At 71.2% G+C, this 24,456-nt stretch carries 20 protein-coding genes; 10 read left to right on the top strand and 10 right to left on the bottom strand.

All coding sequences use genetic code 11. The features are described from left to right. Positions 1 to 14 precede the first annotated feature (14 nt). Positions 15 to 3,419, bottom strand: coding sequence for a hypothetical protein (locus IPH07_22170; protein MBK6920122.1), 3,405 nt, complete (start codon positions 3,417 to 3,419; stop codon positions 15 to 17). Positions 3,420 to 3,673: 254 nt separating this feature from the next. Here IPH07_22170 and IPH07_22165 point away from each other — a divergent pair, with 254 nt between their 5' ends. Next, complete coding sequence (locus IPH07_22165; GenBank protein MBK6920121.1) at positions 3,674 to 4,285, top strand: TetR/AcrR family transcriptional regulator; 612 nt, start codon at positions 3,674 to 3,676, stop codon at positions 4,283 to 4,285. A gap of 53 nt (positions 4,286 to 4,338) precedes the next feature. On the opposite strand, the gene IPH07_22160 is transcribed toward IPH07_22165, so the two are convergent. Both IPH07_22160 and IPH07_22155 read right to left on the bottom strand, forming a co-directional pair. Beyond that, positions 4,339 to 4,779 (bottom strand): hypothetical protein, encoded by a 441-nt coding sequence (locus IPH07_22160; GenBank protein ID MBK6920120.1) that lies wholly within the window; start codon positions 4,777 to 4,779, stop codon positions 4,339 to 4,341. A 55-nt stretch (positions 4,780 to 4,834) separates the two neighbouring features. Beyond that, entirely contained in the window at positions 4,835 to 5,491 is a 657-nt protein-coding gene (locus IPH07_22155; protein MBK6920119.1) for a glutathione S-transferase N-terminal domain-containing protein, read from the bottom strand. Here IPH07_22155 and IPH07_22150 point away from each other — a divergent pair. Together IPH07_22150 and IPH07_22145 are read left to right on the top strand one after the other, a co-directional pair. Continuing rightward, on the top strand, positions 5,490 to 6,722 hold the full coding sequence (locus IPH07_22150; GenBank protein ID MBK6920118.1) for an alkene reductase: 1,233 nt from the start codon (positions 5,490 to 5,492) through the stop codon (positions 6,720 to 6,722). The genes IPH07_22155 and IPH07_22150 overlap by 2 nt on opposite strands. Positions 6,723 to 6,908: 186 nt before the next feature. Beyond that, positions 6,909 to 7,940, top strand: a complete 1,032-nt coding sequence (locus IPH07_22145) for a hypothetical protein (protein ID MBK6920117.1) — start codon at positions 6,909 to 6,911, stop codon at positions 7,938 to 7,940. Here the strand turns inward: IPH07_22145 and IPH07_22140 are convergent. Both IPH07_22140 and IPH07_22135 read right to left on the bottom strand, forming a co-directional pair. After that, positions 7,926 to 10,658 (bottom strand): serine/threonine protein kinase, encoded by a 2,733-nt coding sequence (locus tag IPH07_22140; GenBank protein ID MBK6920116.1) that lies wholly within the window; start codon positions 10,656 to 10,658, stop codon positions 7,926 to 7,928. The genes IPH07_22145 and IPH07_22140 overlap by 15 nt on opposite strands. Positions 10,659 to 10,700: 42 nt before the next feature. Next, positions 10,701 to 11,930 (bottom strand): GNAT family N-acetyltransferase, encoded by a 1,230-nt coding sequence (locus IPH07_22135; GenBank protein ID MBK6920115.1) that lies wholly within the window; start codon positions 11,928 to 11,930, stop codon positions 10,701 to 10,703. Positions 11,931 to 12,100: 170 nt separating this feature from the next. Between IPH07_22135 and clpS the strand changes: the two genes are divergently transcribed. Beyond that, positions 12,101 to 12,442, top strand: a complete 342-nt coding sequence (clpS, locus tag IPH07_22130) for an ATP-dependent Clp protease adapter ClpS (protein MBK6920114.1) — start codon at positions 12,101 to 12,103, stop codon at positions 12,440 to 12,442. After that, on the top strand, positions 12,432 to 14,849 hold the full coding sequence (gene clpA, locus IPH07_22125; GenBank protein ID MBK6920113.1) for an ATP-dependent Clp protease ATP-binding subunit ClpA: 2,418 nt from the start codon (positions 12,432 to 12,434) through the stop codon (positions 14,847 to 14,849). Before clpS ends, clpA begins: the two co-directional genes overlap by 11 nt. On the opposite strand, the gene IPH07_22120 is transcribed toward clpA, so the two are convergent. After that, complete coding sequence (locus IPH07_22120; protein ID MBK6920112.1) at positions 14,840 to 15,109, bottom strand: hypothetical protein; 270 nt, start codon at positions 15,107 to 15,109, stop codon at positions 14,840 to 14,842. The two genes, clpA and IPH07_22120, sit on opposite strands and share 10 nt — an antisense overlap. A 196-nt stretch (positions 15,110 to 15,305) precedes the next feature. Here IPH07_22120 and IPH07_22115 point away from each other — a divergent pair, with 196 nt between their 5' ends. Next, positions 15,306 to 15,857, top strand: a complete 552-nt coding sequence (locus IPH07_22115; GenBank protein MBK6920111.1) for a sigma-70 family RNA polymerase sigma factor — start codon at positions 15,306 to 15,308, stop codon at positions 15,855 to 15,857. Continuing rightward, positions 15,844 to 16,833, top strand: coding sequence for a hypothetical protein (locus IPH07_22110; protein MBK6920110.1), 990 nt, complete (start codon positions 15,844 to 15,846; stop codon positions 16,831 to 16,833). Before IPH07_22115 ends, IPH07_22110 begins: the two co-directional genes overlap by 14 nt. 3 nt (positions 16,834 to 16,836) lie before the next feature. Here the strand turns inward: IPH07_22110 and IPH07_22105 are convergent, their stop codons facing one another. Continuing rightward, the gene (locus IPH07_22105) at positions 16,837 to 17,697 is read right to left on the bottom strand and encodes an ATP-binding cassette domain-containing protein (GenBank protein MBK6920109.1); all 861 of its coding nucleotides are present in this window, start codon (positions 17,695 to 17,697) and stop codon (positions 16,837 to 16,839) included. After that, the gene (locus IPH07_22100) at positions 17,694 to 19,241 is read right to left on the bottom strand and encodes an NAD(P)/FAD-dependent oxidoreductase (GenBank protein MBK6920108.1); all 1,548 of its coding nucleotides are present in this window, start codon (positions 19,239 to 19,241) and stop codon (positions 17,694 to 17,696) included. The genes IPH07_22105 and IPH07_22100 overlap by 4 nt, the downstream gene beginning before the upstream one ends. A gap of 243 nt (positions 19,242 to 19,484) precedes the next feature. On the opposite strand from IPH07_22100, the gene IPH07_22095 reads away from it, so the two are divergent. Beyond that, a complete protein-coding gene (locus IPH07_22095) occupies positions 19,485 to 21,563 on the top strand; it encodes a serine/threonine protein kinase (GenBank protein ID MBK6920107.1) in 2,079 nt (692 codons plus the stop codon). A 9-nt stretch (positions 21,564 to 21,572) separates the two neighbouring features. On the opposite strand, the gene IPH07_22090 is transcribed toward IPH07_22095, so the two are convergent. Next, entirely contained in the window at positions 21,573 to 21,974 is a 402-nt protein-coding gene (locus IPH07_22090; protein MBK6920106.1) for a DoxX family protein, read from the bottom strand. A gap of 37 nt (positions 21,975 to 22,011) precedes the next feature. Further along, the gene (locus IPH07_22085) at positions 22,012 to 22,194 is read right to left on the bottom strand and encodes a hypothetical protein (protein ID MBK6920105.1); all 183 of its coding nucleotides are present in this window, start codon (positions 22,192 to 22,194) and stop codon (positions 22,012 to 22,014) included. A gap of 53 nt (positions 22,195 to 22,247) precedes the next feature. Between IPH07_22085 and IPH07_22080 the strand changes: the two genes are divergently transcribed. Next, entirely contained in the window at positions 22,248 to 23,762 is a 1,515-nt protein-coding gene (locus IPH07_22080; protein ID MBK6920104.1) for a PLP-dependent aminotransferase family protein, read from the top strand. A 53-nt stretch (positions 23,763 to 23,815) separates the two neighbouring features. Then, the gene (locus IPH07_22075) at positions 23,816 to 24,361 is read left to right on the top strand and encodes a hypothetical protein (protein ID MBK6920103.1); all 546 of its coding nucleotides are present in this window, start codon (positions 23,816 to 23,818) and stop codon (positions 24,359 to 24,361) included. Positions 24,362 to 24,456 lie beyond the last annotated feature (95 nt).

Raw genomic sequence — 24,456 nt, 5'->3', positions numbered from 1 at the left:
CGGTGCGCGCCGCGTCAGCGCAGCGAGGCCGGGTCGCGCTGCTCCGGCACCGTCGGGATCTCGTTGCACGGGTTCTTCGACACGCAGCCGAGCGCGTACGGGTGCAGCTCGGGCCGTCGCAGGAAGCGGCCGAAGGTGTGGAACATGAACCACCCGATGTCGAAGGTGTTGCCGACGATCTGATCGGCGGCGCACTCGGGGGCCTGGCTGCCGAGGGTCTCGCGACAGATCTTGATGGCCCAGTCGGTCATCTCGCCGGGCAGCGGGAAGCCGTGCTGGCCCTGCGGGATCGCGTAGGGGAACGCGGCGGCCGACAGCCCACCCAGAGGATTGCCCTGGGTGTCGTGGTCTCGCACCAGCCGCAGCGGTGGATCGAGGCGCGGGATGTTGGAGCCCCAGATGTCGCCGCCCTCCGCGAAGTTCTCGACGTCGTAGTGCACGCCGCGGGTGTCGTCGAGGTGCAGCAGATCGACGATGTTCGAGTTGCTGGGCACGTTGGCGTAGGTGTAGCGCTGCAGGCGGTTGACCGACTCGGCGGTGTACGTGTCGATGAGCACCTGGTTCACCGGCTTGCCGTAGCGCGGGTCGGGTCGGAGGTAGTCGACCAGGCCCGCGGCCCGGCCAACGGTGATGCCGCCGTTGGCGGGCACGCTCATGTCACCGATGGTGGTGACGATGAGGAAGCGCGCGCCGGTCTGGTCGCCGTTGGGGTAGCTGAGCGGCTCGGCTGCGAGGTGACGCGCGAGCACGCCGGGATCGGTCGGGTCGAGCACCAGCTGCGCGAGGCTCATGAGTCGGCGCAGGCTGGGCCGGTTGCGCGGCAGGCCGAAGCCCTCGGCGAAGGCCCGTACCTTGCCGGCCGGGATGACGTCGCCCTCGAAGCGCATGGGGTTGCCGTCGCCATCGAGCGGCGCGTCCATCTCGGTGATCTCGAAGATCGGCTCGACGTCGGGCACCAGCTGGCACTCCTCACCGGGCACCAGCACGTCGCCGCGATAGAACCGCAGTGCGACCGCATCGCCGACGTCGGAGGGCAACGACACGCGCGCGCGCGCGGTCACGCCGGTGCCGCCGCTCGCCTCGGGCAGCAGGTACGAGCAGCCGTGTTCGCCGTTCTCGAGGTTCTCCGCGATCATCGTGTCGCCGGGCCGCAGCCCCGACAGCGTGGTGATCGGGATGTCGGCGAGGTGGTTGAGCTCGGTGACCTGGCTGTGCACGCGGGTGAGCCCGTCGTCGCCGGTGGTCGCGAGGAACAGCGGCCCCATGACGCGCATCAATACGGCCTCGGGCACGCCGCCCTGCTGCGAGCGGTTGCCGACGTCCATCAGGCGGCCGGCGCCCGCGATCGGGATCACCGCGTCGATCTCGGGCTCGAGGCCGCCGAGGGTGGTCGCCATGATGCCGCCGAGCGACCCACCCATCACGTAGATCGGCGACTCGGAGCCGATGTCGACGATGCCGTCGCCGTCGAAGTCGCCCGCGAGGTCGGTCACGCCGTCCCCGTCGACGTCGACCTCCTCGGCCTTGCCGTCGCCGTCGAGGTCGAGCATCCACTTCCGCTTGCCGTCCCAGCTGCGGATGATGCGGATGAGCTGCATGTAGTCGAGCGCCGACTGCCGCACCATGTCGCGCATGTGGAAGAGGTAGGCGGTCCAGAAGTCGGCGCCGGAGTCGATGGTGCCGTCCTTGTCGAGGTCCTGGTCATGGAAGCCGTCGCCGTCCTGGTCGCCGCCGCGGGCGAAGAGCACGGCATCGATCGCGGGCTCGAGCCCGGCGGCGCGCATCAGCGGGCGGAACATGTCCTCCTGCTCGGGGGTGATGGGCACGCCGTGCGAGACGTTGTCGGTCGAGATCGCCGCCACGCCGAACTGCGCGAGGAAGCCAGCGAAGCCCAGCAGCTCGGTGGCGCGATTGCTGGTGTAGCCGTGGCCGAGCAGCACCACCGGCGCCTGCTTGCCCTGACCCCGCACCGAGACCTCCTTGCGCGGCATGATCAGCCAGAACGGGATCTCTTCGGCGCGCGCGGTCGCAGCGGTCTTCTCGAGCTCGGTCGGCCACGACTGCAGGTCGAGCGGCAGGCGCTTCAGATCGTCGTCGAAGCGATCGAACAGCTGCGGCGAGAGGTAGGTGCCCTGGGCGTGGAAGTCGATGTAGTCATGGCCGTCGACGATGGCCTGGAATTGCTGGCTGGTGGTGTCACCGCCCTCGAAGAACGCCATCAACAGCACGCCGAGCACGGCGCGCCAGTCTTCTTGGTGCAGCACGAAGGGGTTCTTGCCCTCGAACTTGCTGCCCGGGCTGGTGTCCTTGAGCGGGAACAGCCGCTGCAGCTGGGCCGGGAACTCGTCGGCGAAGTGGGCTTGCGGGCCCTCGCCGTAGAGGCCCTCGCGCACGGCGATCCAGTCCTTGGTGATCGACTCGGTGGTGTACGAGAACGCGAACGCGATGTCGTCGACCGCGAGTCCGTCCGGTAGCACCTCGAGCAGGGGCTCGAGGTCGTCGGTCTGCGCGGTGTGGTTGACGTAGGCGAAGGGCGAACCGACGGGGTCGCCCTCGGTGTCGTGCAGCCGCTTGGTCACCACCACGGCATAGCGCGTGCGCTCGCGCAGCGGCACCAGCGGTGCGACCACGAGCGTGTTGGTCTCGCGCTCGTAGAAGCTCATCAGGGCGTCGGCGCGGCCGGCCAGGTCGTCCTTCGCGGGCGCGCGACCGGGGAAGTAGTTGGGCCGGTCGAGCACCCCGTCGGCGTCGATGTCCTCCGCGAGATCGAGCACACCGTTGCCGTTCTCGTCCTCGCCGGGGTCGAGCATGCCGTTGCGGTTGGCGTCCTCGGCAGGGTCGAGCACGCCGTTGCGGTTGCGGTCCTCGTCGTTCTCGTCGAAGACGAGGTTGATGTTCCACTCGTGCGGATCGTTGCTGCCGTACTTGTCGAGCCGCTCGAGGATGATGGGGTAGTTGCCCTGGCCGACGTCGATGTGCTGCAGCTGCCCGAACTCGCTGGAGCTGCGATCGATGTTGATCAAGTAGATGGCGTCGTCGGCGGTGTCGTAGTCGTCGTCGTCGTGGCGGTCGCGCAGGCCCATGACGTCGATCGGGCCGGTGAAGGGGATGTTGATGGGCTGGTACACGCCCCAGCCGTCGAGCCCGTCGATGAGCTCGCGGGTCCGTCGCTCGTAGCCGGTCGGCGCGAGCATCGAGGCATTGATGCGCAGCCCGGTCGCCGAGGTGGGATCGGGGCGCGTCGCGATGTCGTTGGGCAGCGGGATGTCGGGCAGCGGTCGGTGATCGAAGTCGAAGCGCACGGTCACCGCCGCCGGGTCCGAGCGCGTCAAACCTTCGGGCTCTGCACAGCCGGCAAGCCCGGCGACGGCCACCGGCAGCGCGCGGGTGGCCGCCCGGAGCGCGTGGGCTCGCAACACGGAGTGCCAGAGGGTTCGGGATGCGTTCGTGCGTGGCATATCGGCCGTTCTCGCCGCGGATCCGGCGTCTCGCACCGCGGTTATACCGAACACGCGAAGACCCCACACGCACGGCCAGCGTTCGCGGCCGTTCGGATGCCCGCGAGCAGGTCAGCCGCGGCGCCTTGTTCGGGAACGCTGTTATTGAACCGTGTCGCGTCGCATGGGGCGAGGGTGGGCGACATGTCGTGCGAAAGCTGGTTACTTTCGCCGCCATGACAGGGCTCGGGGACGTGGACGCCTTCCGCGAGGCAATCATCGGTGCGAGCTTGGAGCTCGGCCAAGCCTTGGGGGAGGACGGCGTCACCATGCGGGCGATCGCCACGAAGCTCGGCACCAGCGCCACGACGCTGTACACGTGCTTCGAGAGCAAGGCCGCGATCATGCGCGAGCTGAGGATGCGTGGCCTGCTGATGCTGGCCCGCGCACTCGAAGACGGCCTCGCCCTGCCGTCGCCGCGGGAGTCGCTGCATGCGGTCGCGCGCTGCTACATCGCCTTCGCCCGCGACAACCCGTGGCTCTACTCGCTGCTCTTCATCGAAGACACCCCGCTGGCCGAGGCCATCCTCCCGCCCCAGCATCCGCAGCTCATCAGCATCGTCGACGACCTGCGCGGGCGGCTGATCGAGCGCTACACCGCGGTGGTCGGGCGTCCGCCCGGGGACGCCAACCGCTTCTTCGCGAAGTGGTGGTCGGCGGCCCACGGCGTCTCGGCGCTCTTGATCACCCGACGCATCCGCAACGAACACCCGGTGCTGCCGATCGACGACATCGACGCGTTCCTCGACGAGTACATCCGCGCGACCACCGACGGGCTATTGGGTTGAGCACGCGAGCGCGCGCCGGTCGAGCCCGGCGCGCGCCGACGGCGAGGTCGTCGTCAGCCGCCGCAGCCCCGCGCGAGCTCCTTGCGAGCCCACGCACGCACCGCACTCTTGGGCCCCAGCTCCTCGGCGAGGAAGCGCAGTGCCGCGTCACGCTGCGCGCGCGAGCGGGTCGGGTCGAGCGCGGCGTCGACGAACTTCATGGTCCGCTCCTGACGCTCGTCGGCCAGCTGCAGCGCGTGCTCGTACTTGTACGCGCGCCGCTGCGTCGCTGCGTCCTGCTCGGCCCGCTGGGCGCCGTGCAACCAGCTCGCGAGCGGCAGGCTCAGCGCGAACAGGCCCATCGCGGCGATGGTACCGAGCCGGCGCAGGCGATGCGGCTCGTGGGTCTCGGGCAGCGGCGCGACGCGAGTCGCACGTGGCCGGGCCCCGCGGAGGTCCTGCAATTGGGTTTCGAGTTCAGCGATGCGCGCTTCGACGTCGACTTGGGGATCCATGCGAATGACGAGCTCCTCGAAGAAACCCCAGCGTACCCGACTTTCGCAGCGCCGGTCACCCGGTGGGACGCGTGCGCGTGAAGCTGTCGCGCGCGTCGAGTGACTCGAAGCAGCGCCAAAGCCGCGGGTGCCGCTCGATCGGGTAGGTCTTGCGGAACTGCATCCACCCCAGCGCGGTGGCGAGCGCGATCTCAGGCAGACCCGGCGCGCCGGCGCAGTCGGCGGACGCGCGCCGCAGCGCGAGGCCGTCGGCGCGGTCGTCGATGCGGTCCTCGAGCCAGGCCATCGCCGCAGCCGCGCGGTCGTGCTGCTTGCGGACGTAGGCGGCCTGCTGGGCGGTGACGCCGTCGCGCGACAGGTACAGCGTGTTGATCAGCGAGTCGAGCGCGCCGTCGACGACGCTCACGACGTTGGCGAGCTCGAGGTCGTCGACGTGGTCGGCCCGCAGTGGGCCGGGCCCGAGGTGTCGCACGAGCGCCTCGGTGATCGTGCGCGAGTCGAACACCAGCGCGCCGTCGCGCAGCGGCCCCGGGCCGTTGCCGACGACCTCGACGATCGGGACCTTCCACAGCGGGGTCCGCTCCCGTAGTGCTCGCTGCCCGTCGTCGTCGTTGGTGTCCACGAGCACGTGGGGCACACCGAGCTCGAGCGCCACGATGCGGACGCGACGGACGAAGGGCGAGGTGATGGTACCGAAGATGCGCAGTTCCATGGCCAGCTGCGGAAGCCTTGCACGGGGTACTTGTTACCGCCACCGCGACGTGGATTGGTCACGCTCGGCGACAGTGCGTTCGAGCGTGCCGCGGTTGGCGGGCCCGGGGGCGCGCACTTACCCTGCGGCCTTCCCCTCGAACGGAGTCAGAACCGTGCCCGATCTCTTCTCGCCCCTCGCACTCGGCCGCATCGAGCTGCGCAACCGCATCGTGATGGCCCCGATGACGCGCTCGCGCGCGCTCGGCAACGTGCCCAACCCGCTCATGGCCGAGTACTACGCCCAGCGGGCGACCGCGGGGCTCATCATCACCGAGGGCGTCGCGCCGCTGCCCGAGGGGCTCGGCTATGCGCGCATCCCCGGGCTGTTCTCGCCGGCGCAGATCGAGGGCTGGCGCGGGGTCACCGATGCCGTGCACGGCGCGGGCGGACGGATCTTCGCGCAGCTCATGCACGTCGGACGCATCGCCCACCAACTCAACCTGCCCGCCGGTGCCAACGTGTTGGCCCCCAGCGCGGTGACGGCCGAAGGTCCGATGTACACCGATCAGCAGGGGCCGCAGCCGATGAGCGCGCCCGCGGCGATGACCGAGGCCGAGCTCGCGGCGGCGCGCGACGGCTACGTGCAGGCGGCACGCAACGCGATCACGGCGGGCTTCGACGGCATCGAGCTCCACGGCGCCAACGGCTACCTGCTCGAGCAGTTCCTCTCGCCGCACACCAACCGCCGCGAGGATGGCTACGGCGGATCGGTCGCGGCGCGCGCCCGCTTCGTGCTCGAGGTCGTCGACGCGAGCGCCAAGGCAATCGGTGCCGACCGCGTGGGCATCCGGCTGTCGCCCTACAACACGTACAATGACATGCGCGTCCACCCCGAGGTCGACGCGCAGTACGTCGCGGTCGCCGAGGGCCTGCGCAAGGTCGGGATCGCCTACGTGCACCTGGTCGGCAATCCCCACGAGGCCGCGCCGGCGACCCACGCCCGGGTGCGCAGCGCGTTCGGCGGGATCACCATCGCCAACGGCGGATTCGATGGCGAGCGCGCGCGCGCAACCGTGGCCGACGGTGGCGCGGACCTGATCTCGTTCGGGCGCCCGTTCATCGCCAACCCCGATCTCGTCGAGCGACTGCGCGGACGCTCGCCGCTCGCGGCGCCGAACCCCGCCACCTTCTATACGCCCGGTGGCGAAGGCTATGTGGATTACCCGCGCGCGTCGGAGCAAGGCGCGTAGCGTGATGCGAAGCACCGCGTGCGGGTGGAAGCCCGCCGCGCGGTTGCGTTGCACGGCACCGGCGACGGACGTCGTCGCCGTCGGTTGCAGGCGCACGAGTGATGTCGCGCGTGACGGCTTGCACTCGGACAATCGCCCGCGACCCCTTGTGGGGTCCCCGGTGGCGTCGGCTAGGCTCCGCGCGCCATGACTGCCTTGCGTCCGCTCGCCCTCACCACGGCCTTCGTCTTCGCCACCGCGTGCGCCGACACCTCGTCGCAGGAGAGTGCGACCGCGGCCGACTCGAGCTCCTCGGGCGACGAGGCGTCGTCGCAGACCAAGGGCGACGACTCGCCGTCGACCACCGCGCAGCCGAGCACGACGACCGACGTCACCACCGATGGCCCGGCCGACAGCAGCGGCAGCAGCGATCCGACGGTCGACCCGAGCACCAGCGACAGCGGCGAAGACAGCGGTGGTCCGATGCCGCTGGGTCCGTCGCCGGGCTGCGGCTCACAGCCGGGGTCGATCCTCTCGGGCAGCATCAACGCCGCCGGCATCGACCGCGAGTACATCATCCAGCTGCCGGATGACTACGATCCCGACTACGCGTACCCGCTCATCTTCGGCTTCCATGGCCTGGGTGAGAACATGGACGGCGCGCGCTGGCGCTTCCAGGCCGGCGAGCAGTGGAACGGGCAGGCCATCGGCATCTACCCGCAGGGGCGCTACTTCGCGAGCCTCGGTGCGACCAACTGGGAGTATGGCGAGGGTGATCCCGACGTCCAGCTGTGGGACGCGCTCGCGACTGCGGCCTCCGACCAGCTGTGCATCGATCGTGATCGCATCTTCGTGCAGGGCTTCTCGTCGGGCGGCTTCTTCACCCACGCGCTCATGTGCTACCGCGGCGACTACATCCGCGCGGCCGCACCCTCGGGCGCGGGCATGGTCGTCACCAACTGCGGCGACGCCGTGCCGATGTGGTCGGCTCACGCCACCAACGACGAGATCGTGCCGTTCCACTACGGCGAGGAGCTGCGCGACTTCTGGCTCGACAAGGCCGGCTGTGGTGGCATGACCACGCCGATCGCCCCGACCGAGCACTGCGCCGAGTACCAGGGCTGCGGCGACGACCCGATCGTGTGGTGCACCTTCGACCAGGGGCACTGGTACATGGAAGATTGGAAGACGCCGGCGACGACCGCGTTCTTCCAGCGCTTCGAGTCACTCACCGAGTAGCGTCTCGACCGTCGCCGACGGCGCGGCGAGTCGTCGCAAGAGCGCTTCGTCGCGCGTGCTCGCGGTGCCTGCGAGCGCGCGAGCGCGGCTGCGAGCATCGTCGCCAGCGACTTGATCGCCGCGTCGCCGCTGCACTCGCTCGACCTCGAGTAGCGCGCGCGCGGCCGCGTTGGGGTCGCCGCTGCGCTGCAGCGCGGCGGCACGTTCGAGCAGCGACACCGCGTCGGCGTCGCGCTGCTGGGCCTCGCGGGCGGCGGCCAGTGCCCGCACCGCCGCGGCGATCGGGCCCGGGTCGGCCGAGCCGGTTCGCTCGCGAAGCTCGACCAGACGCTCGGCCTCGCGGGCTCGACGTTCGACGTTGCCGGTGCCGGTCGCGGCCTCGATCGCAATGTCGAGCGCGATGGATTCCTCCATGCCACCCGTGCCGCGAACGATCGCGAGCGCCTCGTCGGCCCGCGCGAGCGCGTCGTCGAAGTGCTGCAGTCGCAGGTCGATTGCTGCGAGGTTGTTGATCGACGCGGCGACCTTCGGGTGCATGGCCCCGAGCACGCGCTTTCGCAGCTCGAGCGAGCGCGTCACGTACTCGCGTGCGGTCGCGTAGTCGGCCTGCTCGATCTTGACGTTGCCCATGTGATTGAGCGTCATCGCGACCACGGGATCGTCGGGGCCGAGCAGCCGGCGCTGGGCCTCGAGGGCCTCGCGGTACAGCGAGAATGCCTCCTCGAGTCGGCGCTGCCGGTAGCGCAGCCCACCTTGGTTGTGCACGAGGGTGGCGCGCGCGAGTTCGTCGTCGCCGGCACGTCGGACGGCAGCGTCGGCGAAGCGGCTCCACAGCTCACCGGTCTCGACGTCGCTGCGCTCGACGCCGGTGACCCACACCAGGCGCACCCACGCGTCTGCACCGAGCTCGTCGTGGTGCGCTGCGTCGGCCTGCCACACCGCCTCGAGCAGGGCGTGCTCGGCCTGCTCGAACTCGCCGCGCTTCTCCAGCACGCTGCCGAGTCGTAGCTGCACCTCCGCCGACAGCGGCGCGAACTCCAGCACACCGGCGCGCCCCTGGACCTCCTCGGCGATGATCTGAGCGGCTTCGTAGCGGCCAGCGGCCTCCTTCGCGCGCGCGTCGGCCAGTCGTTCGCGCAGCGACTCGACCCGCTCCGCGTCGTTGGGGTTGGTCGGCGTGCTGCGCCAGCCGCTGGCCGTCAGCGCGCCGGGGTCGTCGCACAGCTCGACGCGCCCGAGACCCGATGCGGCCTCGACCGCGTGCTCGACGACGTTGGCGTCGGCCGCCACCAGCTCGTCGACCAGCGCATCGAGCTCGCCCAGTCGGGCCCGTAGACACGCCATGCGGAGATCGAGCAGCTCCTGCGACTGCTCCTTGTGCACGTGGGTGGCCTCGCACGCCTCGCGATGCTGCTGTATCCACCGCTGCGCGTAGCCGTCGAGGGTCTGCGTCACGCTGGTCGCAGCGGTCTCGGCATAGGTCGCACCGCTGCGCTCGAAAGCACCGCGGAGCTCGCCACGGATCTCGTCGTCCCACACGCCGACCATGCGCAGGGCGGCGTGGGTGCAGGCGGTCGCATCGCGCGTGACCAGCACGAAGGCCAGCGAAGCGATCGCGCAGGCGCCGACCACCGCGCTGGCGGTGGCGATGCGTCGCCGCAGCCGACGCGCGCGCACGCGGTGCAGCTCGGCGAGCAGCACGTGTACGTCGGGGAAGCGCGCGCTGGGGTCGACCGAGAGGCCTCGCGTCAGCACGCGACGCAGCCACGACGGCACCCCGGTGCCGCGCGGCGGCTCCTCGAGCATGCCCCGCACCACGCTGACGGCGGTGCTGGTTGCGCTCTCGCCCCGGAACGGGCGCACGCCGTAGACCGCCTCCCACAGCACCACGCAGAACGAGAACTGATCGCTGCGCGCGTCGACGAGGTTGCCGAGGTGCTGCTCCGGGGCCATGTATGCCGGCGTGCCGAGCAGCGCGCCGGTGCGCGTGAGCTCGGCGTCGAGGTCACCGGGCTTGGGGGCCTCCGGCCCGCCGGGCGGACGATCGCGCTCGGGCACCGCGTCGAGCTCGCGTGACGCACGACGCAGCGAGTGGTTGCTGCGCGAGGCGCTGGCATCGTCGTCGTCGCGGCTCTGCGCGCGCCGTGCGAGCCCGAAGTCCAGCACGACCACGCGACCACGACGATCGACCAGGACGTTGTCGGGCTTGAAGTCGCGGTGGATCAGCTCGGCGGCGTGGGCGGCCGCGAGCCCGGCCCCGGCCGCGCACAACACCGCCAGCGCCTCGGGCCACGGGCGCGCGCGCTCGCGCAGCCACTGCCGCAGCGTGACGCCGTCGACGTACTCCATCGCCACGAAGACGCGGCCTTCGTAGGTGCCGACGTCGTGCACGGTCACGACGTTGGGATGCGAGAGCTTCGCGATCGCCTTGGCCTCGCGCATCAGTCGTTGGCGGCCGCGTGTGCTGGTCGAGTCGGCGTGCAGCAGCTTGAGCGCGACCTTGCGATCGAGCTCGGGGTCGTAGGCGGCATAGACCACGCCCATGCCGCCCGAACCCAGCTCGTACAGCACGACGTAGCGTCCGATGGTGCGGCCCCGCTCGAGCGTCGGCGCCGGCGGCTTCGCACGCACGAGATCGCCGAGACTGTCGGCCTCGGTGCCCGAGGTGATCGGGCCGCGCACGTCGCCACCGTCGTCGATCACGGCCGACACCAGCATGCCATGGTCGACGCGCCATCGCGCCACCGATCGTCGTTCGTGTCAGGGATCGTCGTTTGGATCGGTGGACTCGCGCCCGGCCTCGGCGTGCTTGTAGGGCTGCAGCGTGGCCAGCTCCGCGCTGGCCTCGGCGACCGCGCGACGCTCCTCGGCGAGGAAGCGCAGCACGCCGTCACGCAGGCCCGGGTGGCGGATCCAGTGCGCGCTGTGGGTCGGCGACGGCGCGAACCCACGCAGCAGCTTGTGCTCGCCCTGTGCCCCGGCCTCGAACAGCGGCAGGCCGCGTGCGATGCAACGCTCGATGCCCTGGTAGTAGGCGAGCTCGAAGTGGAGGAACTCGATCGCGAGATCGGCGCCCCAGTAGCGGCCGTACAGCGCTGCGTCGGTCTCGAGGTACAGCGCGCCGGCGATCGTTCGGCCATCCCGTCGCGCACGCACCCATGCGATGCGATGCGGCAGCGTCTCGCGCAGGGCCTCGAAGAAGCCCGGTCGCAGGTAGTCCTGTCCGCCGTGATCGTCGGTGGTGTTGCGGTAGAAGCGATCGATCGCGGCGATGTCGTCGTCGTCGAGCTGGTCGCCGGGGATCCACGCGATGTCGTCGACCGCGGCTTGGGCCCGCGCACGCTCCTTGCGGATCTGCTTGCGCTTGCGCGAGGTCAGCCCCGCGAGGAACGCCTCGAAGTCGGGGTAGCCCCCGGTCGCGATGGGGTTGCGCCAGTGGTACTGGAAGCTGGCCCGCGACACGAAGCCGTGGCGCTCGAGCAGCGGGGCCTCGTCCTCGCGGTGGAACAACCAGTGGATCGACGAGCAGTCGGCGTCGTCGGCGAGCCCCCGTGCGGCCTCGATCAGCGCGTCGGCGACCGTCGTCGGCGCGGGCGCCCGTCCGTCGGCGCCGCGCAGCAGCACGCGCGGGCCGGTCGCGGGTGTCACCGGGGCCGCGACCACCAGCTTGGGGTAGTAGCGAATGCCGCTGCGCTGGGCCGCGCGTGCCCACGGGAAGTCGAAGATGTACTCGCCGTAGCTGTGGTGTTTCACGAAGCAGGCCAGCGCACCGACCAGCTCACGCGGCCCATCCGCGGCCGCGTCCGGACCCACCCATTCGGCCAGGAGATAGTGGGGATCCCAGCCCGACCCGGGCCCGATCGATCGCGATCGCTCGAGCGCGCGCAGGAAGCCGTGTTCGAGGAACGGACTGCCGTGGTGCTGCAGCGCGTCCCAGGCCGCGGGATCGACGCTCGACAGCGAGCGAGTCGAGACGACGTGTAGCCCCATCCCAGCCGCCCGTCTTACGCCATGGCTCGCGACCTGACAACCCGAGATGCGCCGCCAGCCCACCCGTGACGGTAGCTCCCGGCGTTCGAACCGGCCCGAACGAGCAGCCTTGGGTGCGGGCCATGGTTTGCTAGACTGCTCGCGAGACTGGTGGAATCAGGCGAGAGCGCATGAGCGAGCGACGCGACGAAGAGCGGCAGACCGGCGTAGCCCTGCGGGAACGCGAGGAGAAGAAGGTCAAGCGACCGCGGATGTATCGCGTGGTCCTGCACAACGACGACTACACGCCGATGGACTTCGTCGTGCGTCTGCTCGAGACGGTGTTCCACCGCAGCGAGTCGGAGGCCACCGCCGTGATGCTGCACGTGCACCACCACGGCCAGGGCGTCGCGGGGGTTTACACCCACGAGATCGCCGAGACCAAGGTCGCGCAGGTCCACTTGCTCGCGCGCAAGAACGACCATCCGCTCATGGCGTCGATGGAACCGGAAGACGAAGACGATGCTGAGTGACGAGCTCAAGGAGACCATCAACCACGCCATCGAGGACACCCAGCGACGGCGTCACGAGTACCTGACGCTCGAGCACCTGTTGCTGGCGTTGGTCGACGATCCGAGCGCGCAGCGGGTGATCCGCGGCTGCGGTGGCAACCCCGACGCGATCCGCGGCGAGATCGAGGAGTTCCTCGATCAGACGATGGAGCGGATTCCCGAGGGCGCGGCGTTCACCTGCCATCAGACCATCGGGGTCGGCCGGGTGCTGCAGCGCGCCGTCTATCACGTGCAGGGCGCGGGCAAGCGCGAGGTCACCGGCGCCAACCTGCTGGTCGCGTTGTTCGCCGAGCCCGAGTCCCACGCCGTCTACATCCTCGGCAACCACGGCATCACGCGGCGCGACGTCACGCTGTTCATCTCCCACGGCATCTCGAAGTCGGCGCCGAACACCCTCGCGCGGCGCGGCGGGCCCGGGGCCGGGCCGGGCGGTGGGCCCACCGGGGGCGAGGACGCCGACGGTGGCGACGTCGCCGACGATCCGCTGACCGCCTACGCGGTCGACCTCGCGGCCAAGGCCGCGGCCGGCAAGATCGAGCCGCTCATCGGACGCGAGTCCGAGGTGCTGCGCGTGATCCAGGTGCTGTGCCGCCGCCGCAAGAACAACCCCGTGCTGGTCGGCGAGCCCGGCGTCGGCAAGACCGCCGTCGTCGAGGGTCTCGCGCTGCGCGTGCACGAGGGCAAGGTCCCCGCGGCGATCAAGGACGCGCACATCTACTCGCTCGACATGGGCGCGGTGCTGGCCGGCACCAAGTTCCGCGGCCAGTTCGAGGAGCGCTTGAAGGCCGTGATCGCGGCCATCGAGTCCGACCCCGACGCGATCCTCTTCATCGACGAGATCCACACCGTGGTCGGCGCCGGCGCCACCTCGGGCGGCTCGATGGACGCCAGCAACCTGCTCAAGCCGTCGCTGTCGTCGGGCGCGCTGCGCTGCATCGGATCGACCACGTTCAAGGACTTCAAGTCGTCGTTCGAGCGCGACGCCGCGCTGGCGCGGCGGTTCCAGAAGGTCGAGATCGTCGAGCCGTCGAAGGAGGAGACCCTGCTGATCCTCCAAGGCCTGCGCGAGGTCTACGAGCGCCACCACAACGTGCAGTACACCCCCGAGGCGCTGCAGGCCGCGGTCGAGCTGGCCCACAAGTACCTGCGTGATCGCCACCTGCCCGACTCCGCCATCGACGTGATGGACGAGACGGGGGCGGCTGCCCGGCTCGGCGCCGCGGTGCCCGAGATCTCGCTCAACGACGCGCTGACCACCGAGCCGCCGATCGGCGAGCGCGCCCACGAGTTCAGCGACGACACCCCGACCGCCGCCGACGCGCCGAAGCCGACCATCATCGACGTGCAGCAGATCGAGGCCGTGATCGCTCGCATGGCCCGCATCCCGCCCAAGTCGGTCTCGACCGACGATCGCCGCGTGCTCGCGCGCCTCGAGGAGGGACTCGGCGAGGTGATCTACGGCCAGCTGGACGCCGTGAAGACGGTCGCCCACGCGATCAAGCGCGCCCGTGCAGGTCTCTCGCGCGCCGACAAGCCGATCGGCTCGTTCTTGTTCGCGGGCCCCACCGGCGTCGGCAAGACCGAGCTCGCCAAGCAGCTGGCGCGACTGCTGGCGCTGCCGTTCCTGCGCTTCGACATGAGCGAGTACATGGAGAAGCACAGCGTGAGCCGCCTCATCGGCGCCCCGCCCGGCTACGTCGGCTTCGATCAGGGCGGCCTGCTCACCGACGCCGTCACCAAGCAGCCCCACGCGGTGCTGGTGCTCGACGAGATCGAGAAGGCGCACCCCGACATCTTCGCGGTGCTGCTGCAGGTCATGGACAACGCGACGTTGACGGACACCACCGGCCGCAAGACCGACTTCCGCAACATCATCCTCATCATGACCAGCAACGCCGGCGCGCACGAGATCAGCGCGCGCAAGGTTGGCTTCTCCGACGAGGGCCCGCAGGCCGCCGACAGCCTCAAGGCGATCGAGCGCACCTTCACGCCCGAGTTCCGCAACCGCCTCGACAAGGTGGTGTCGTTCCGCCCGCTCGACGAGACGGTGATCCAGCGCGTGGCCGACAAGATGCTCGGCGAGCTCGAGCTGCAGCTGGCCGACCGCAACGTCCGCATCACCTTCAGCGAGGGCGCGCGGGCCTGGGTCGCGCGCAAGGGCTTCGACAAGGTCTACGGCGCACGCCCGATGACCCGCACGATCGACGAGCACATCAACGGCAAGCTCGTCGACGAGCTGCTGTTCGGCAAGCTCGAGAAGGGCGGCAGCGTGCACGTCGACGAGAAGGACGGCGAGCTGACCTTCTCGTTCGCCGCCGAGGGCGGCGACGAGCACGGCGACGCCGCCGACGGCAAGCGCTACAACTGAGTCGAGGCGTCGCTCAGCGTGCGCTGTGGCGCCGGCGGTGACGTCGGGGTCCAGCGCAGCGTGGCCACGGCCGCGACCACCAGCAGCAGCGCGACCACCGACAGCGGTGCGCGCGACAGCATGGCGTGCGACCAGCTCTCGCCGAGCTCGGGCGCCGACGTGAACACCAGCAGCAGCAGCACGACGCCGAGCAGCAGCGTCAGCCAGGCGCCGCCGCGGCTGCGGCGGACGGGCTCGGATTCGGTCGGCGGGGTCGGCATGGTCCTGCACAACCACGTGCGGTCGTGCCGGGGTCTGCGCAAGCGGCCCATGCCGGGTCCCCCGCGTTCGCGGTGGCGCCGCTGCGGCCGCAGCCGGTGCGAATCGCGATCCGACCGCCGTCGACACGGATTCGGACGGGCGCGGGAAACTGCCTTCGCATGCCGCGAGTTCCGCGGCGCGCGTGACCCCCGGCCCATGTCCACGCCCATTCCACCCGTGCTCGAAGAGCGCGCCTTCGCGGCGCTCTACCGCGCGCAGGTCGACTTCGTGTGGCGGGTCGCGCGGGCCATGGGGGTCCCCGACGCGTGGATCGACGACGTCGTGCACGACGTGTTCTTCGTGGTGCGCCGTCGACTCGAGACGCTCGAGCCCGGTCGCGCGGTGCGGCCGTGGCTGGCGGGCATCACCTGCAACATCGCGATGCACGCCCACCGGAAGATCGCGCGCGACCGTCGGCGGCTCGAGCACGTCGAACCGCCGATGGCGCCGGCGTTGCCCGAGCAGCAACTCGAGCTCGGCGAGGCCGCGGCGCTCATGGAGGCGTTCCTGGCCGGCTTGCCCGAGGACAAGCGCATCGTGTTCTTGCTGTGCGAGGTCGAGGGCGTGTCGGTGATCGACGCCGCCCGCTCGCTCGAGGTCAACGCCAACACCATGTACGCCCGTCTGCGCTCGGCCCGGATCGAGTTCGACCGCTACGTGCAACGGCTCGGCGCCACCGAGCCAAGGAGCGCCGATGGCCCACGATGACGAGTCCGACGGCCTGACCGATCCGCGTGCGCTGCTGGTGGCCGCGTATCGCCGGGCCCATGCTGCGCCGCCGTCGCGAAGCGATCGCGTGCTCGCACGTCTGCGCCGGGTCGGCGACGAGCTGTCGATCGTCGCGACCGCCGAGCGGCCGCTGCGCTTCGCGGGTGGCTCGGACGCGCGGGCCACGTCGTCGACGCTGCCGGCGTCGACGCGCTCGCTGCTGTGGGTCGCAGTGTTCGCCATCGCCGCGGCGTTGCTGGCCGTGCTTGCCCTCGAGGCGCTCACGGGTCGGCTGGCCCACCGCGTCGGCGAGCGTCGTCACGATGCGGCGGTCGACGGCGCGCAGCCCCGCGATGCCGTGCAGGGCGGCATCGTGGATCGTCGCGTGCCCGCGCAGCGCCGCGGCGCGTCGCAAGGCGGCGGGCCGACGATTCCGCCGGCGCCGGGCGAGGCGGCGGCGGTCGAGCCGCTCCCCGCCGAGCTGCCACCGACGCCCGCGGCCGCGCCCGTCGTGCAGCGACCCATGGTCGGACCGCCGCTCGTGCGGGTGCCGCAGCCCGTGCCGCCCAGACAAACCGCGCGCGCTGCCCCGAGCTCGGTCGCAGCTGCCACCGCCGACGCGGCCGTCGCCCAGGAGCCCGGGGAGGTCCTGCTCGTGCGCGCGCGCAAGGCGATGGACCGCGGCGACTGGGTTGCCGCCGCCGAGGCCCTCGAGCAGCACGCGCGCGAGTTCCCCGACTCGCAGCGCGCGCACGCGCGCGAGGCCTTTCGCATCGTGGTCGACTGCCGTCACTCGCCGGGCCCGGAGGTGCGGGCGCGTGCCCGCGACTTCATCGTGCAGCAGGCCCGCTCGCCGCACGTGCGCAGGATCCTCGCGGCCTGCCGCGCCACCGCCGGCGCGGTCAGCCCGTTCGACGGGCCCAGCGACGCCATCGAGGGCCCGGTGGCGCCGAGCACCGACGCGCCCGCGCCGTGACCCTCAGGTCCGGGCCGCGAGCACACCCTCTTCGAAGAGCTCCTCGAGCTCCTCCATCGCGTCGTCGATGAACGCCCGCACCGCGGGATCGGACGATCGCATCAGCTCTTCGGGGGTGCCGATGACCGCGAAGCGGGCCTCGTGCAGCAGTGCGATGCGATTCGAGACCCCGAACGCCGTGCGCATGTCGTGGGTCACGACCACGCTGGTGCAGGGCAGCTCGTGCTGCAGCTCTTCGATCATCTCGGCGATGCGCGTGATGTTCTGCGGGTCGAGGCCCTGGGTCGGCTCGTCGTAGAGCACGACCTCGGGCTTGATCGCGATCGCGCGGGCCAGTGCGGCGCGCTTGCGCATGCCGCCGGAGAGCGCCGCGGGGTACTTCTCGAGGTCCTCGACCTTGAGGTCGACCCGCGTGATGCACTCGGTCGCGCGCGCACGGATTTCCTCGTCGCTCTGGTTGGTGTGTTCGCGCAGCGCGTAGCCGACGTTGTCGAGCACGGTCATCGAGTCGAACATGGCGTCGCTCTGGAACACGTAGCCGATCTCGCGGTGCATGCGGCTGATCCCAGCGCGATCGAACTCTGCGATGTTCTGGCCCTTGAACCACACGCTGCCGGCGTCGGGCTCCAGCAGGCCGGCGAGCAGCTTGAGGAACACGCTCTTGCCGGAGCCGCTCTCGCCGATGATGGCCAGGGTCTCGCCCGGCCACACCTGCAGGTCGGCGGCATCGAGCAGCGCACGCGGCCCGAAAGCCTTGCTCAGCCCGCGCACGTCGAACACCGGCGTGCCCTGGGGGACGACCGCGTGGCGACCGGAGTTGGCCGCGCGTGGCGAGGCCGGCACGGTGCCGCCGGGACCGGTCACGGCCGTGCCTCGGCGGCCGCGGCGGCGGTGGCCGCCGGGCTCGCGGTGCCGGCCTCGATGGTCGGCTCGACCAGCTTCCACTCGCGCTGGGTGATGAGTCGCGCGCCGCGACGGTAGCGAACATACGACCACACCCACTGCAGGAACACGAGCATGCGGTTGCGGAAGCCGATGAGATAGAAGATGTGCACGAAGCACCACGCCATCCACGCGACGAAGCCGTCGAGCTTGAATGCGTGGCTCTGCGCGACCGCGCGGGCGCGGCCGATGGTCGCCATCGTGCCCTTGTCGAAGTAGGCGAAGGGTTCACGCGCGTGGCCGCGACGGTCGGCGAGGATGGCCTTCGCGGCCGCGCGGCCCTGTTGCGTCGCCGCCGGTGCGAGGCCGGGGATCGGCTCGCCGTTCGACTCGCAGTAGGCTTGATCGCCGATGACGAACACCTCGGGGTGACCGGGGATGCTGAGATCGGGCTCCACGATCACCCGACCCGCGCCATCGCAGGGCACCCGGAGCACTCGCCCGAGCGGCGAAGCGCGCACGCCCGCGGCCCACAGCACCGTCGCGGCGCGCACGGTCTCGTCGCCGGCACGCACGCCGTGGCCGTCGATGTGGGTCACCCGGGTGTCGGTCCAGATGGTGACGCCGAGCTTCTCGAGGCTGCGCGCGGCCGACTGCGACAGCTCGATGTCGAAGCTCGGCAGCACCCGCGGGCCGCCCTCGATCAGGATCACCCGCGTGCTGCCAGGATCGACGCTGCGGAAGTCGCGGCTGAGGGTGTGTCGGCTCAGCTCTCCGAGCGCGCCGGCGAGCTCGACCCCGGTCGGGCCGCCGCCGACCACCACGAACGTCAGCAGCTCCCGGCGCCGCAGCTTGTCGGGCTCGAGTTCGGCGAGCTCGAACGCGGTGAGCACCCGACGACGGATCTCGGTGGCGTGCTCGAGGGTCTTGAGGCCCGGCGCGAACTCCTCCCACTCGTCGCGCCCGAAGTAGCTGTGCGTGGCCCCGCAGGCCATCACCAGGTAGTCGTAGGGCACGTCGCCGGTGTCCGCGTGGACGACGCGTGCGGCCAAGTCGACGTCGGTGACCTCGCCCAGGCGCACGAACACGTTGCGATGCCGCTCGAGCACCGCCCGGATCGGCATCGAGATGTCCGCGGGCGACAGCCCCGCCATCGCGACCTGGTAGAGCAACGGCTGGAACAGGTGATGGTTGCGGCGATCGATGAGCACCACCTCGACGCCGTCGCCGGCCGCTCCGAGGGCCTTGGCGGCCTCGAGCCCCGCGAATCCGCCCCCGACCACGACCACCCGGGTCGTGCGTGCGTTGGCTCGCTGGTCGCTGGTGGGAACCCCCGCGCGCGGCCGTTCGGGGGCGCCCTCGCGCGTCGGCGACCGTGCCGGGGTTGCGGTCGTGGTGGGGTCGGTCGAAGCGGTCACTGGCGGTCCATCGCTGCGTTCGCGGGTGTCCACGCGGGTCGTCGCGCGGAGTCTACCCCCAAACCGCGAGGCCAACCGCAGCACCAGACCCTCTCGCAGCCGGACCATGGGCAGGACCATGAGCCGGACCATGAGCCGGACCATGAGCCGGACCATGAGCCGGACCATGAGCAGGACCAGCCATGTCGCGATGCTCGCGACCCCCCGTGCACCCGCGCTCACCCGGGTCGTTTTTTGTACGGTGCCTGCTGGCGAACCTCCACGAAACGTGGAAAATGCGCTGCAGTCGGATGCGTCCGGCTGTGTGTGGCCCCGCGGTCCTTCGAGGGCGTGGCGCCGACGGATGAGACGATGTCGACCTCGACCCGAGCCGAACCGAAGCGAGCGCTCGATCCGTTCATCGGATCGAAGCTCGCGAGTCGCTTTCGCATCGAGCGGCTGATCGGTCGCGGCGGCATGGGCCTGGTCTACCTCGCCGACGACATCGTGGCGTCGCAGCCGGTGGTGGTGAAGTTGCTCGCGCCGCACCTGCTCGAGGACAGCCTCTCGGTCGCGCGCTTCGAGCAGGAAGGCGAGCGACTGCGCCAGCTGGTGCACCCGAACATCGTGCAGCTGGTCGAGTGCGGTCACGACCGTGCGCAGGGCTACATCGCGATGGAGTACCTCGACGGCGAGCCGCTACGACGCTTCCTGCGTCGGCGCGGTCGGCTGTCGCTGCAGGAGTTCACGCCGATCGCCGCGCAGACCCTGGCCGCGGTCGGCTACGCCCACGATCGCAACCTGATGCTGCGGGACATCAAGCCCGCCAACATCATGCTGTGCGAGCGCGACGGCAAGATGAACTTCGTCAAGCTGCTCGACTTCGGGCTCGCGAAGCTCGTCGACGGCGACGACGAGGAGGCGACCAAGTCCCACGTGATCGGCACCGCGGGTTACCTGGCGCCCGAGCAGATCAAGGGTGAGCCGGTCGACGCGCGGGTCGATGTCTACGCACTCGGCGTGCTGTTCTATCTGATGCTCGCCGGAGAGTCGCCGATCCAAGGCGAGAACGACGGTGCGCTGCTCTACAACCAGGTCCACGGCACGCCCAAGTCGCTGGCCGAGTGTCTGCCGGCCGGCCACAACGTGCCCGAGCGCCTGATCGCGCTGGTGCACCAGTGCCTCGAGAAGGATCCCGCGCGGCGCCCCGCCGACGCCAACGAGATCGCCGAGACGCTGTTCGAGTGCGTGCCGCCGCGGTTGTTCGTGCTGCCGCTGACGAACGACGAGAGCCGTGCGGCGATGAAGGCCTACCGAGAGGATCGCGATCGCGAGGACGGTGGGCCGCCGAGTTCCGAGTGGACCAAGCCGGTGGTGCGGTCCGACGCGGTCGTCGAGCCGGCCGAGCAGCTGCCGCTCGAGCCGAGCGCGAGCCTGTCGGCGGCCCCGCTGCCCCGTCCGCATCGCCCGTCGGGCCCCGACATCTCCGGGGTCCAGCCGCGCGTGCAGCCGACCGGTGCGGTGCCACCGGTGCGGGTGCCCACGCAGCCCGTCACCGAGCGCCGCAATAGCGAGCCGCTCGCCGCCGCGAACGCGCGCCCGGAGAACGACGACGACGACGGCGTCGTCGAGGTGCTCGAGTCCGGCATCGAGGAGCTCGAGCCGGAGATCGAACCCGAGGTGATCGCCGACGCCGGGCAGGGCGGCGTGCGCGAGCTCGGAGCCCCGGTCGCGATCGTCGATGGCGGCACCGGTGCGCTGCGGGCCGAGAGCCGCCCGCTGCCGACGGCGCTGCCGGTGCGACGGCGCTACCTCGTGGTGGTGGGCATCTGCGCGTTGTTGGTCGGTGGCATGTCGGCGTGGATCCTCTTCGCGCCGCCGCGCACCTCACCGACCACGGTCGCTGCGGCCGAGGCCGGGCTCGGGGCCGCCGAGGCCGCGCGGCCCGATGATGCCGGCGGCGCACAGCCCAACGCGGATGCCGATGCGCCGGTCGATCACGCGCCGATTCCCATCACCGGTGCGGCTTTGCGGGGTCGGGTCGCGGTGCGTGGGCCGGTGGGCGCGCGCGTCGTCGTCGACGGCGTGGACGTCGGTGCGACCCCGCTCGACGCGATGATCGTCCCGGGCACCCACACCATCGAGGTGAACGCGCCCGGCCACGCGCCGTGGCGCGAGAGCGTCGACGTGGTCGAGGGCGACAACCCGATCATCGACGCCAAGCTCAAGCCCTACAAGAAGCGGCCCACCGCGGCGCCCAAGGATGCATCGGCGGCGCCGGTCGACGAGGAGGAGCCCGAGCCGGTGAGCGAGCCGCTCCCCGACAAGCCGCCGCCGCTGAAGCGTCAACAGCCGCCGTTGCTCGACGGGCCCACCAAGAAGCCGCCACCGCCGCCCGATCCCAGCGCGCCGTTCTTGCCGACGGCGCCGGACGACGGCGCCGGGGGCTAGTACTGCTCGTCACTTGCGTCGGGCATCGATCGCGTAGCGACCCGGCCCCACGAGGATCATCGCCGCGAAGACGATCCCGGCCTCGATCGCATGGGATGCGCCCTGCAGGCCGTCGCCGCCACGCAGGTGCATGGTCGCGGCCACGACCATGGTGCCGACCAGGGCCGCGCACGCCGGCCGGAACAGCAGCCCGGTCGCGAACAACAGCCCGCCGAAGAACTCCGAGCACGCGGCTGCGAAGCCCCACGCGGTGGGCCAGAAGTCGATGCCCAGCTGGGCCATCGCCTTGCCGAGCCCGGCCCACTTGGTCGCGCCGCCGGCGAGCTTGGGCCAGCCGTGGGTGAGGAACATGCCGCCGAGCCCGAGGCGAAGCAGCAGCAATCCGTGATCGGGCTTTTCGAGCGCGCGCATGGCCAACGCGGGAGCCTCGCGCGTGCGGTCGGCGCGGTCAAATCCCCGACGCAACCGGGCGACGCGGCTTCACCACCCGAGGCTCGTCGCACAGCTCCGCGGTCATCCGCGAGATTAGAGCCTCGAGCTCGCGCGCGCCGAGCATGTCGTGCGCGCCGAGCTCGAGCATCGCGTCGTCGAGCAGGTCGCGCGCCGAGCTCGAGCACGGCGTCGTCCGCATCGAGGATGTCGCGCGTGTAAGCACGCGCGGCCTCGCGCGTAGGCAGCGGGCCATTGGCGCGGCCGCTGCAGCTGGTGCTCGATCCCGGCGAGGGCCCGCTCTATCGCCAGGTGGTCGCGGCGTTGATCGGCGACATCCGACGCGGGCGCCTGCCGGCCGGCGCGCCGCTGCCCGGCTCACGCAGCCTCGCGGATGCCCTCGGCGTCCATCGCAACACCGTGATCGCGGCGTATCGCGAGCTACAGGCCGACGGCTGGATCGATAGCGCGATCGGTCGCGGCAGCCGCGTCGCCGCCAGTCTGCCGGCGTCGTCCGTATCGACGACCCGGCCCCGCGCGCCCAGCTACGCGCTCGGGGCCTGCGACGCGATCACCTCGGTCGCGGACGCCGGCGTCGCCGGGGTGCTGCACCTGGGTCACCTACCCGATCCGCGCGAGGTGCCCCGTGTCGCACTCGCCCGCGCCTATCGACGGGCGCTCGCCAACGAGGGCGAGCGCGTGCTCGACTACGCCGATCGTCGCGACGGCACACTCACGTTCGGGCATCCCCGCCTGCGCGCGGCGCTGGCCGAGATGCTCGCGCGCGAGCGCGGCGTGGTCGCCACCGCCGCCGACGTGCTCGTCACCAATGGCAGCCAGATGGCGATCCACCTCGCCGCGCGGGCGCTGGTGGTGCCGGGCGACGTGATCGCGGTCGAGGCGTGGGGGCATCGGCCGGTGTTCGCGACCCTGCGCGCGACCGGGGCAGAGCTGGTGGGCGTGCCCGTCGATGGCGAAGGTCTCGACGTCGACGCGCTCGCGCGGCTGTGCGCGCGACGTCACGTACGCGCGGTGTATGTCACGCCGCGTCATCAACATCCCACCGCCGTGGTGCTGTCGCCACGCCGGCGCGCCGCGCTGCTGACATTGGCGGCCCGCTGCGGTCTGGCGGTGATCGAAGACGACTTCGACGGCGAGGTCGTGTTCGAGGGGCCGCCGGTGCGGCCGCTGGCCGCCGACGATCGCGACGGCGCGGTGGTCTACATCGGCTCGCTCTCGAAGGACCTCGCGCCCGGGGTCCGCGTCGGCCTCGCGATCGCGCCAGCCGCCATGCTGCAGCGGATGGCGAGATGGCGTAGCGCGATCGATCGGCAGGGCGATCACGCCTTGCACGCCGCGATCGCCGAGCTCATCGAGGACGGCGATCTTCGCCGTCACGCCCGACGCATGCACGGGCTCTACCTGCGTCGCCGCGACGCCCTCGTCGCGGCGCTACGCGAGCGACTCGCGGCGGTGCTGAGCTTCGAGGTGCCGACCCGGGGCACCGCGATCTGGGCCGCGGTGGCACCCGAGGTCGACGTCGAGCTGTGGCATCGACGTGCGCTGCTGGCCGGGGTGTCGTTCGCGACCGGTCGCAGTCTGTCGCTCGACGATGGCCCGGTCGCGCACGCACGCTTCGGCTTCGCCGGCCTCGACCCCACGCGGCTGCGCGAGGCCGTCGGGCGGCTTGCCAAGGCCCTGCCGATCGCGAAGGTGGTACCTGCGAAGATCGGCGAAGTGGATCCGCCCCGCGTCGTGTCCGCCCCGTAGGCTGCAGCCCGAAGTCAGGCGCGTCGCCGATGCCGACGCGAGGGGTGATGGACATGGACTCGAAGCACATGATGGTGGCGTGGGTGATGGTGATCGCGGGCTGTGGCGCTGCGCCGGGGGACGAGAGCACCACCGGCGCCGACTCGGGCGGGACCACGGAGGTCGCCACCAGCGGCGGTTCCAGCGACGGCGTCGGCTCGCAGGGGTCGACGGGTGATGGCGGCAGCACCGGCGGCACCACGCACGCCGAGGGCAGCAGCGGGGCGGTCGGCGAATCGAGCGGCAGCGAGGCCAGCGGGGGGTCGAGCAGCGGTGGCTCGAGCAGCGACTCGGGCGTCGCGCCGTCGCCCGAGTGTACGCAGTACTGCACCGAGTTCCTCGCGCACTGCCAAGAGATCCCGGACGTGGAGGTCTACGCGGACGAAGCCGACTGTCAGGCGGCTTGCGCTGGCTTCGCCCACGGTGAGCCCGGCCTCTTCACCGGCGACACCGTCGAATGCCGTGTCGATCATCTGACCTTCGATCCCAACCCTGGGCCGGGCTACTACGAGCTGCACTGCTTCCACGCGCAGGAGCACCCGACCTCGCAGTGCGTGTGAGCCGGGACGAGGGGCGGTCGTGGGCGCCGCGATGGTGCGGCCCCGACGATTGCGTGTCGGTGTTGTAAGGATCGGCGGGCTCGCGGCCATAGCCC

Source organism: Deltaproteobacteria bacterium (genome assembly GCA_016709225.1).
GTDB lineage: Bacteria > Myxococcota_A > Polyangia > Nannocystales > Nannocystaceae > Xiheibacterium > Xiheibacterium phototrophicum.
Note: the sequence above shows the minus strand (reverse complement) of the source record. Positions and strands in the feature narration are given on the sequence as shown.

What these genes read in the sequence shown, in the direction of transcription:
- IPH07_22165 (MBK6920121.1), top strand. Translation starts at nt 3,674, where the DNA reads ATGACAGGGCTCGGGGACGTGGACGCCTTCCGCGAGGCAATCATCGGT.
- IPH07_22160 (MBK6920120.1), bottom strand. Translation starts at nt 4,779, where the DNA reads ATGGATCCCCAAGTCGACGTCGAAGCGCGCATCGCTGAACTCGAAACC.
- IPH07_22150 (MBK6920118.1), top strand. Translation starts at nt 5,490, where the DNA reads ATGGCCAGCTGCGGAAGCCTTGCACGGGGTACTTGTTACCGCCACCGC.
- IPH07_22155 (MBK6920119.1), bottom strand. Translation starts at nt 5,491, where the DNA reads ATGGAACTGCGCATCTTCGGTACCATCACCTCGCCCTTCGTCCGTCGC.
- IPH07_22145 (MBK6920117.1), top strand. Translation starts at nt 6,909, where the DNA reads ATGACTGCCTTGCGTCCGCTCGCCCTCACCACGGCCTTCGTCTTCGCC.
- IPH07_22140 (MBK6920116.1), bottom strand. Translation starts at nt 10,658, where the DNA reads ATGCTGGTGTCGGCCGTGATCGACGACGGTGGCGACGTGCGCGGCCCG.
- IPH07_22135 (MBK6920115.1), bottom strand. Translation starts at nt 11,930, where the DNA reads ATGGGGCTACACGTCGTCTCGACTCGCTCGCTGTCGAGCGTCGATCCC.
- clpS (MBK6920114.1), top strand. Translation starts at nt 12,101, where the DNA reads ATGAGCGAGCGACGCGACGAAGAGCGGCAGACCGGCGTAGCCCTGCGG.
- clpA (MBK6920113.1), top strand. Translation starts at nt 12,432, where the DNA reads ATGCTGAGTGACGAGCTCAAGGAGACCATCAACCACGCCATCGAGGAC.
- IPH07_22120 (MBK6920112.1), bottom strand. Translation starts at nt 15,109, where the DNA reads ATGCCGACCCCGCCGACCGAATCCGAGCCCGTCCGCCGCAGCCGCGGC.
- IPH07_22115 (MBK6920111.1), top strand. Translation starts at nt 15,306, where the DNA reads ATGTCCACGCCCATTCCACCCGTGCTCGAAGAGCGCGCCTTCGCGGCG.
- IPH07_22110 (MBK6920110.1), top strand. Translation starts at nt 15,844, where the DNA reads ATGGCCCACGATGACGAGTCCGACGGCCTGACCGATCCGCGTGCGCTG.
- IPH07_22100 (MBK6920108.1), bottom strand. Translation starts at nt 19,241, where the DNA reads ATGGTCCGGCTGCGAGAGGGTCTGGTGCTGCGGTTGGCCTCGCGGTTT.
- IPH07_22095 (MBK6920107.1), top strand. Translation starts at nt 19,485, where the DNA reads ATGTCGACCTCGACCCGAGCCGAACCGAAGCGAGCGCTCGATCCGTTC.
- IPH07_22090 (MBK6920106.1), bottom strand. Translation starts at nt 21,974, where the DNA reads ATGCGCGCGCTCGAAAAGCCCGATCACGGATTGCTGCTGCTTCGCCTC.
- IPH07_22085 (MBK6920105.1), bottom strand. Translation starts at nt 22,194, where the DNA reads ATGCGGACGACGCCGTGCTCGAGCTCGGCGCGCGACCTGCTCGACGAC.
- IPH07_22075 (MBK6920103.1), top strand. Translation starts at nt 23,816, where the DNA reads ATGGACTCGAAGCACATGATGGTGGCGTGGGTGATGGTGATCGCGGGC.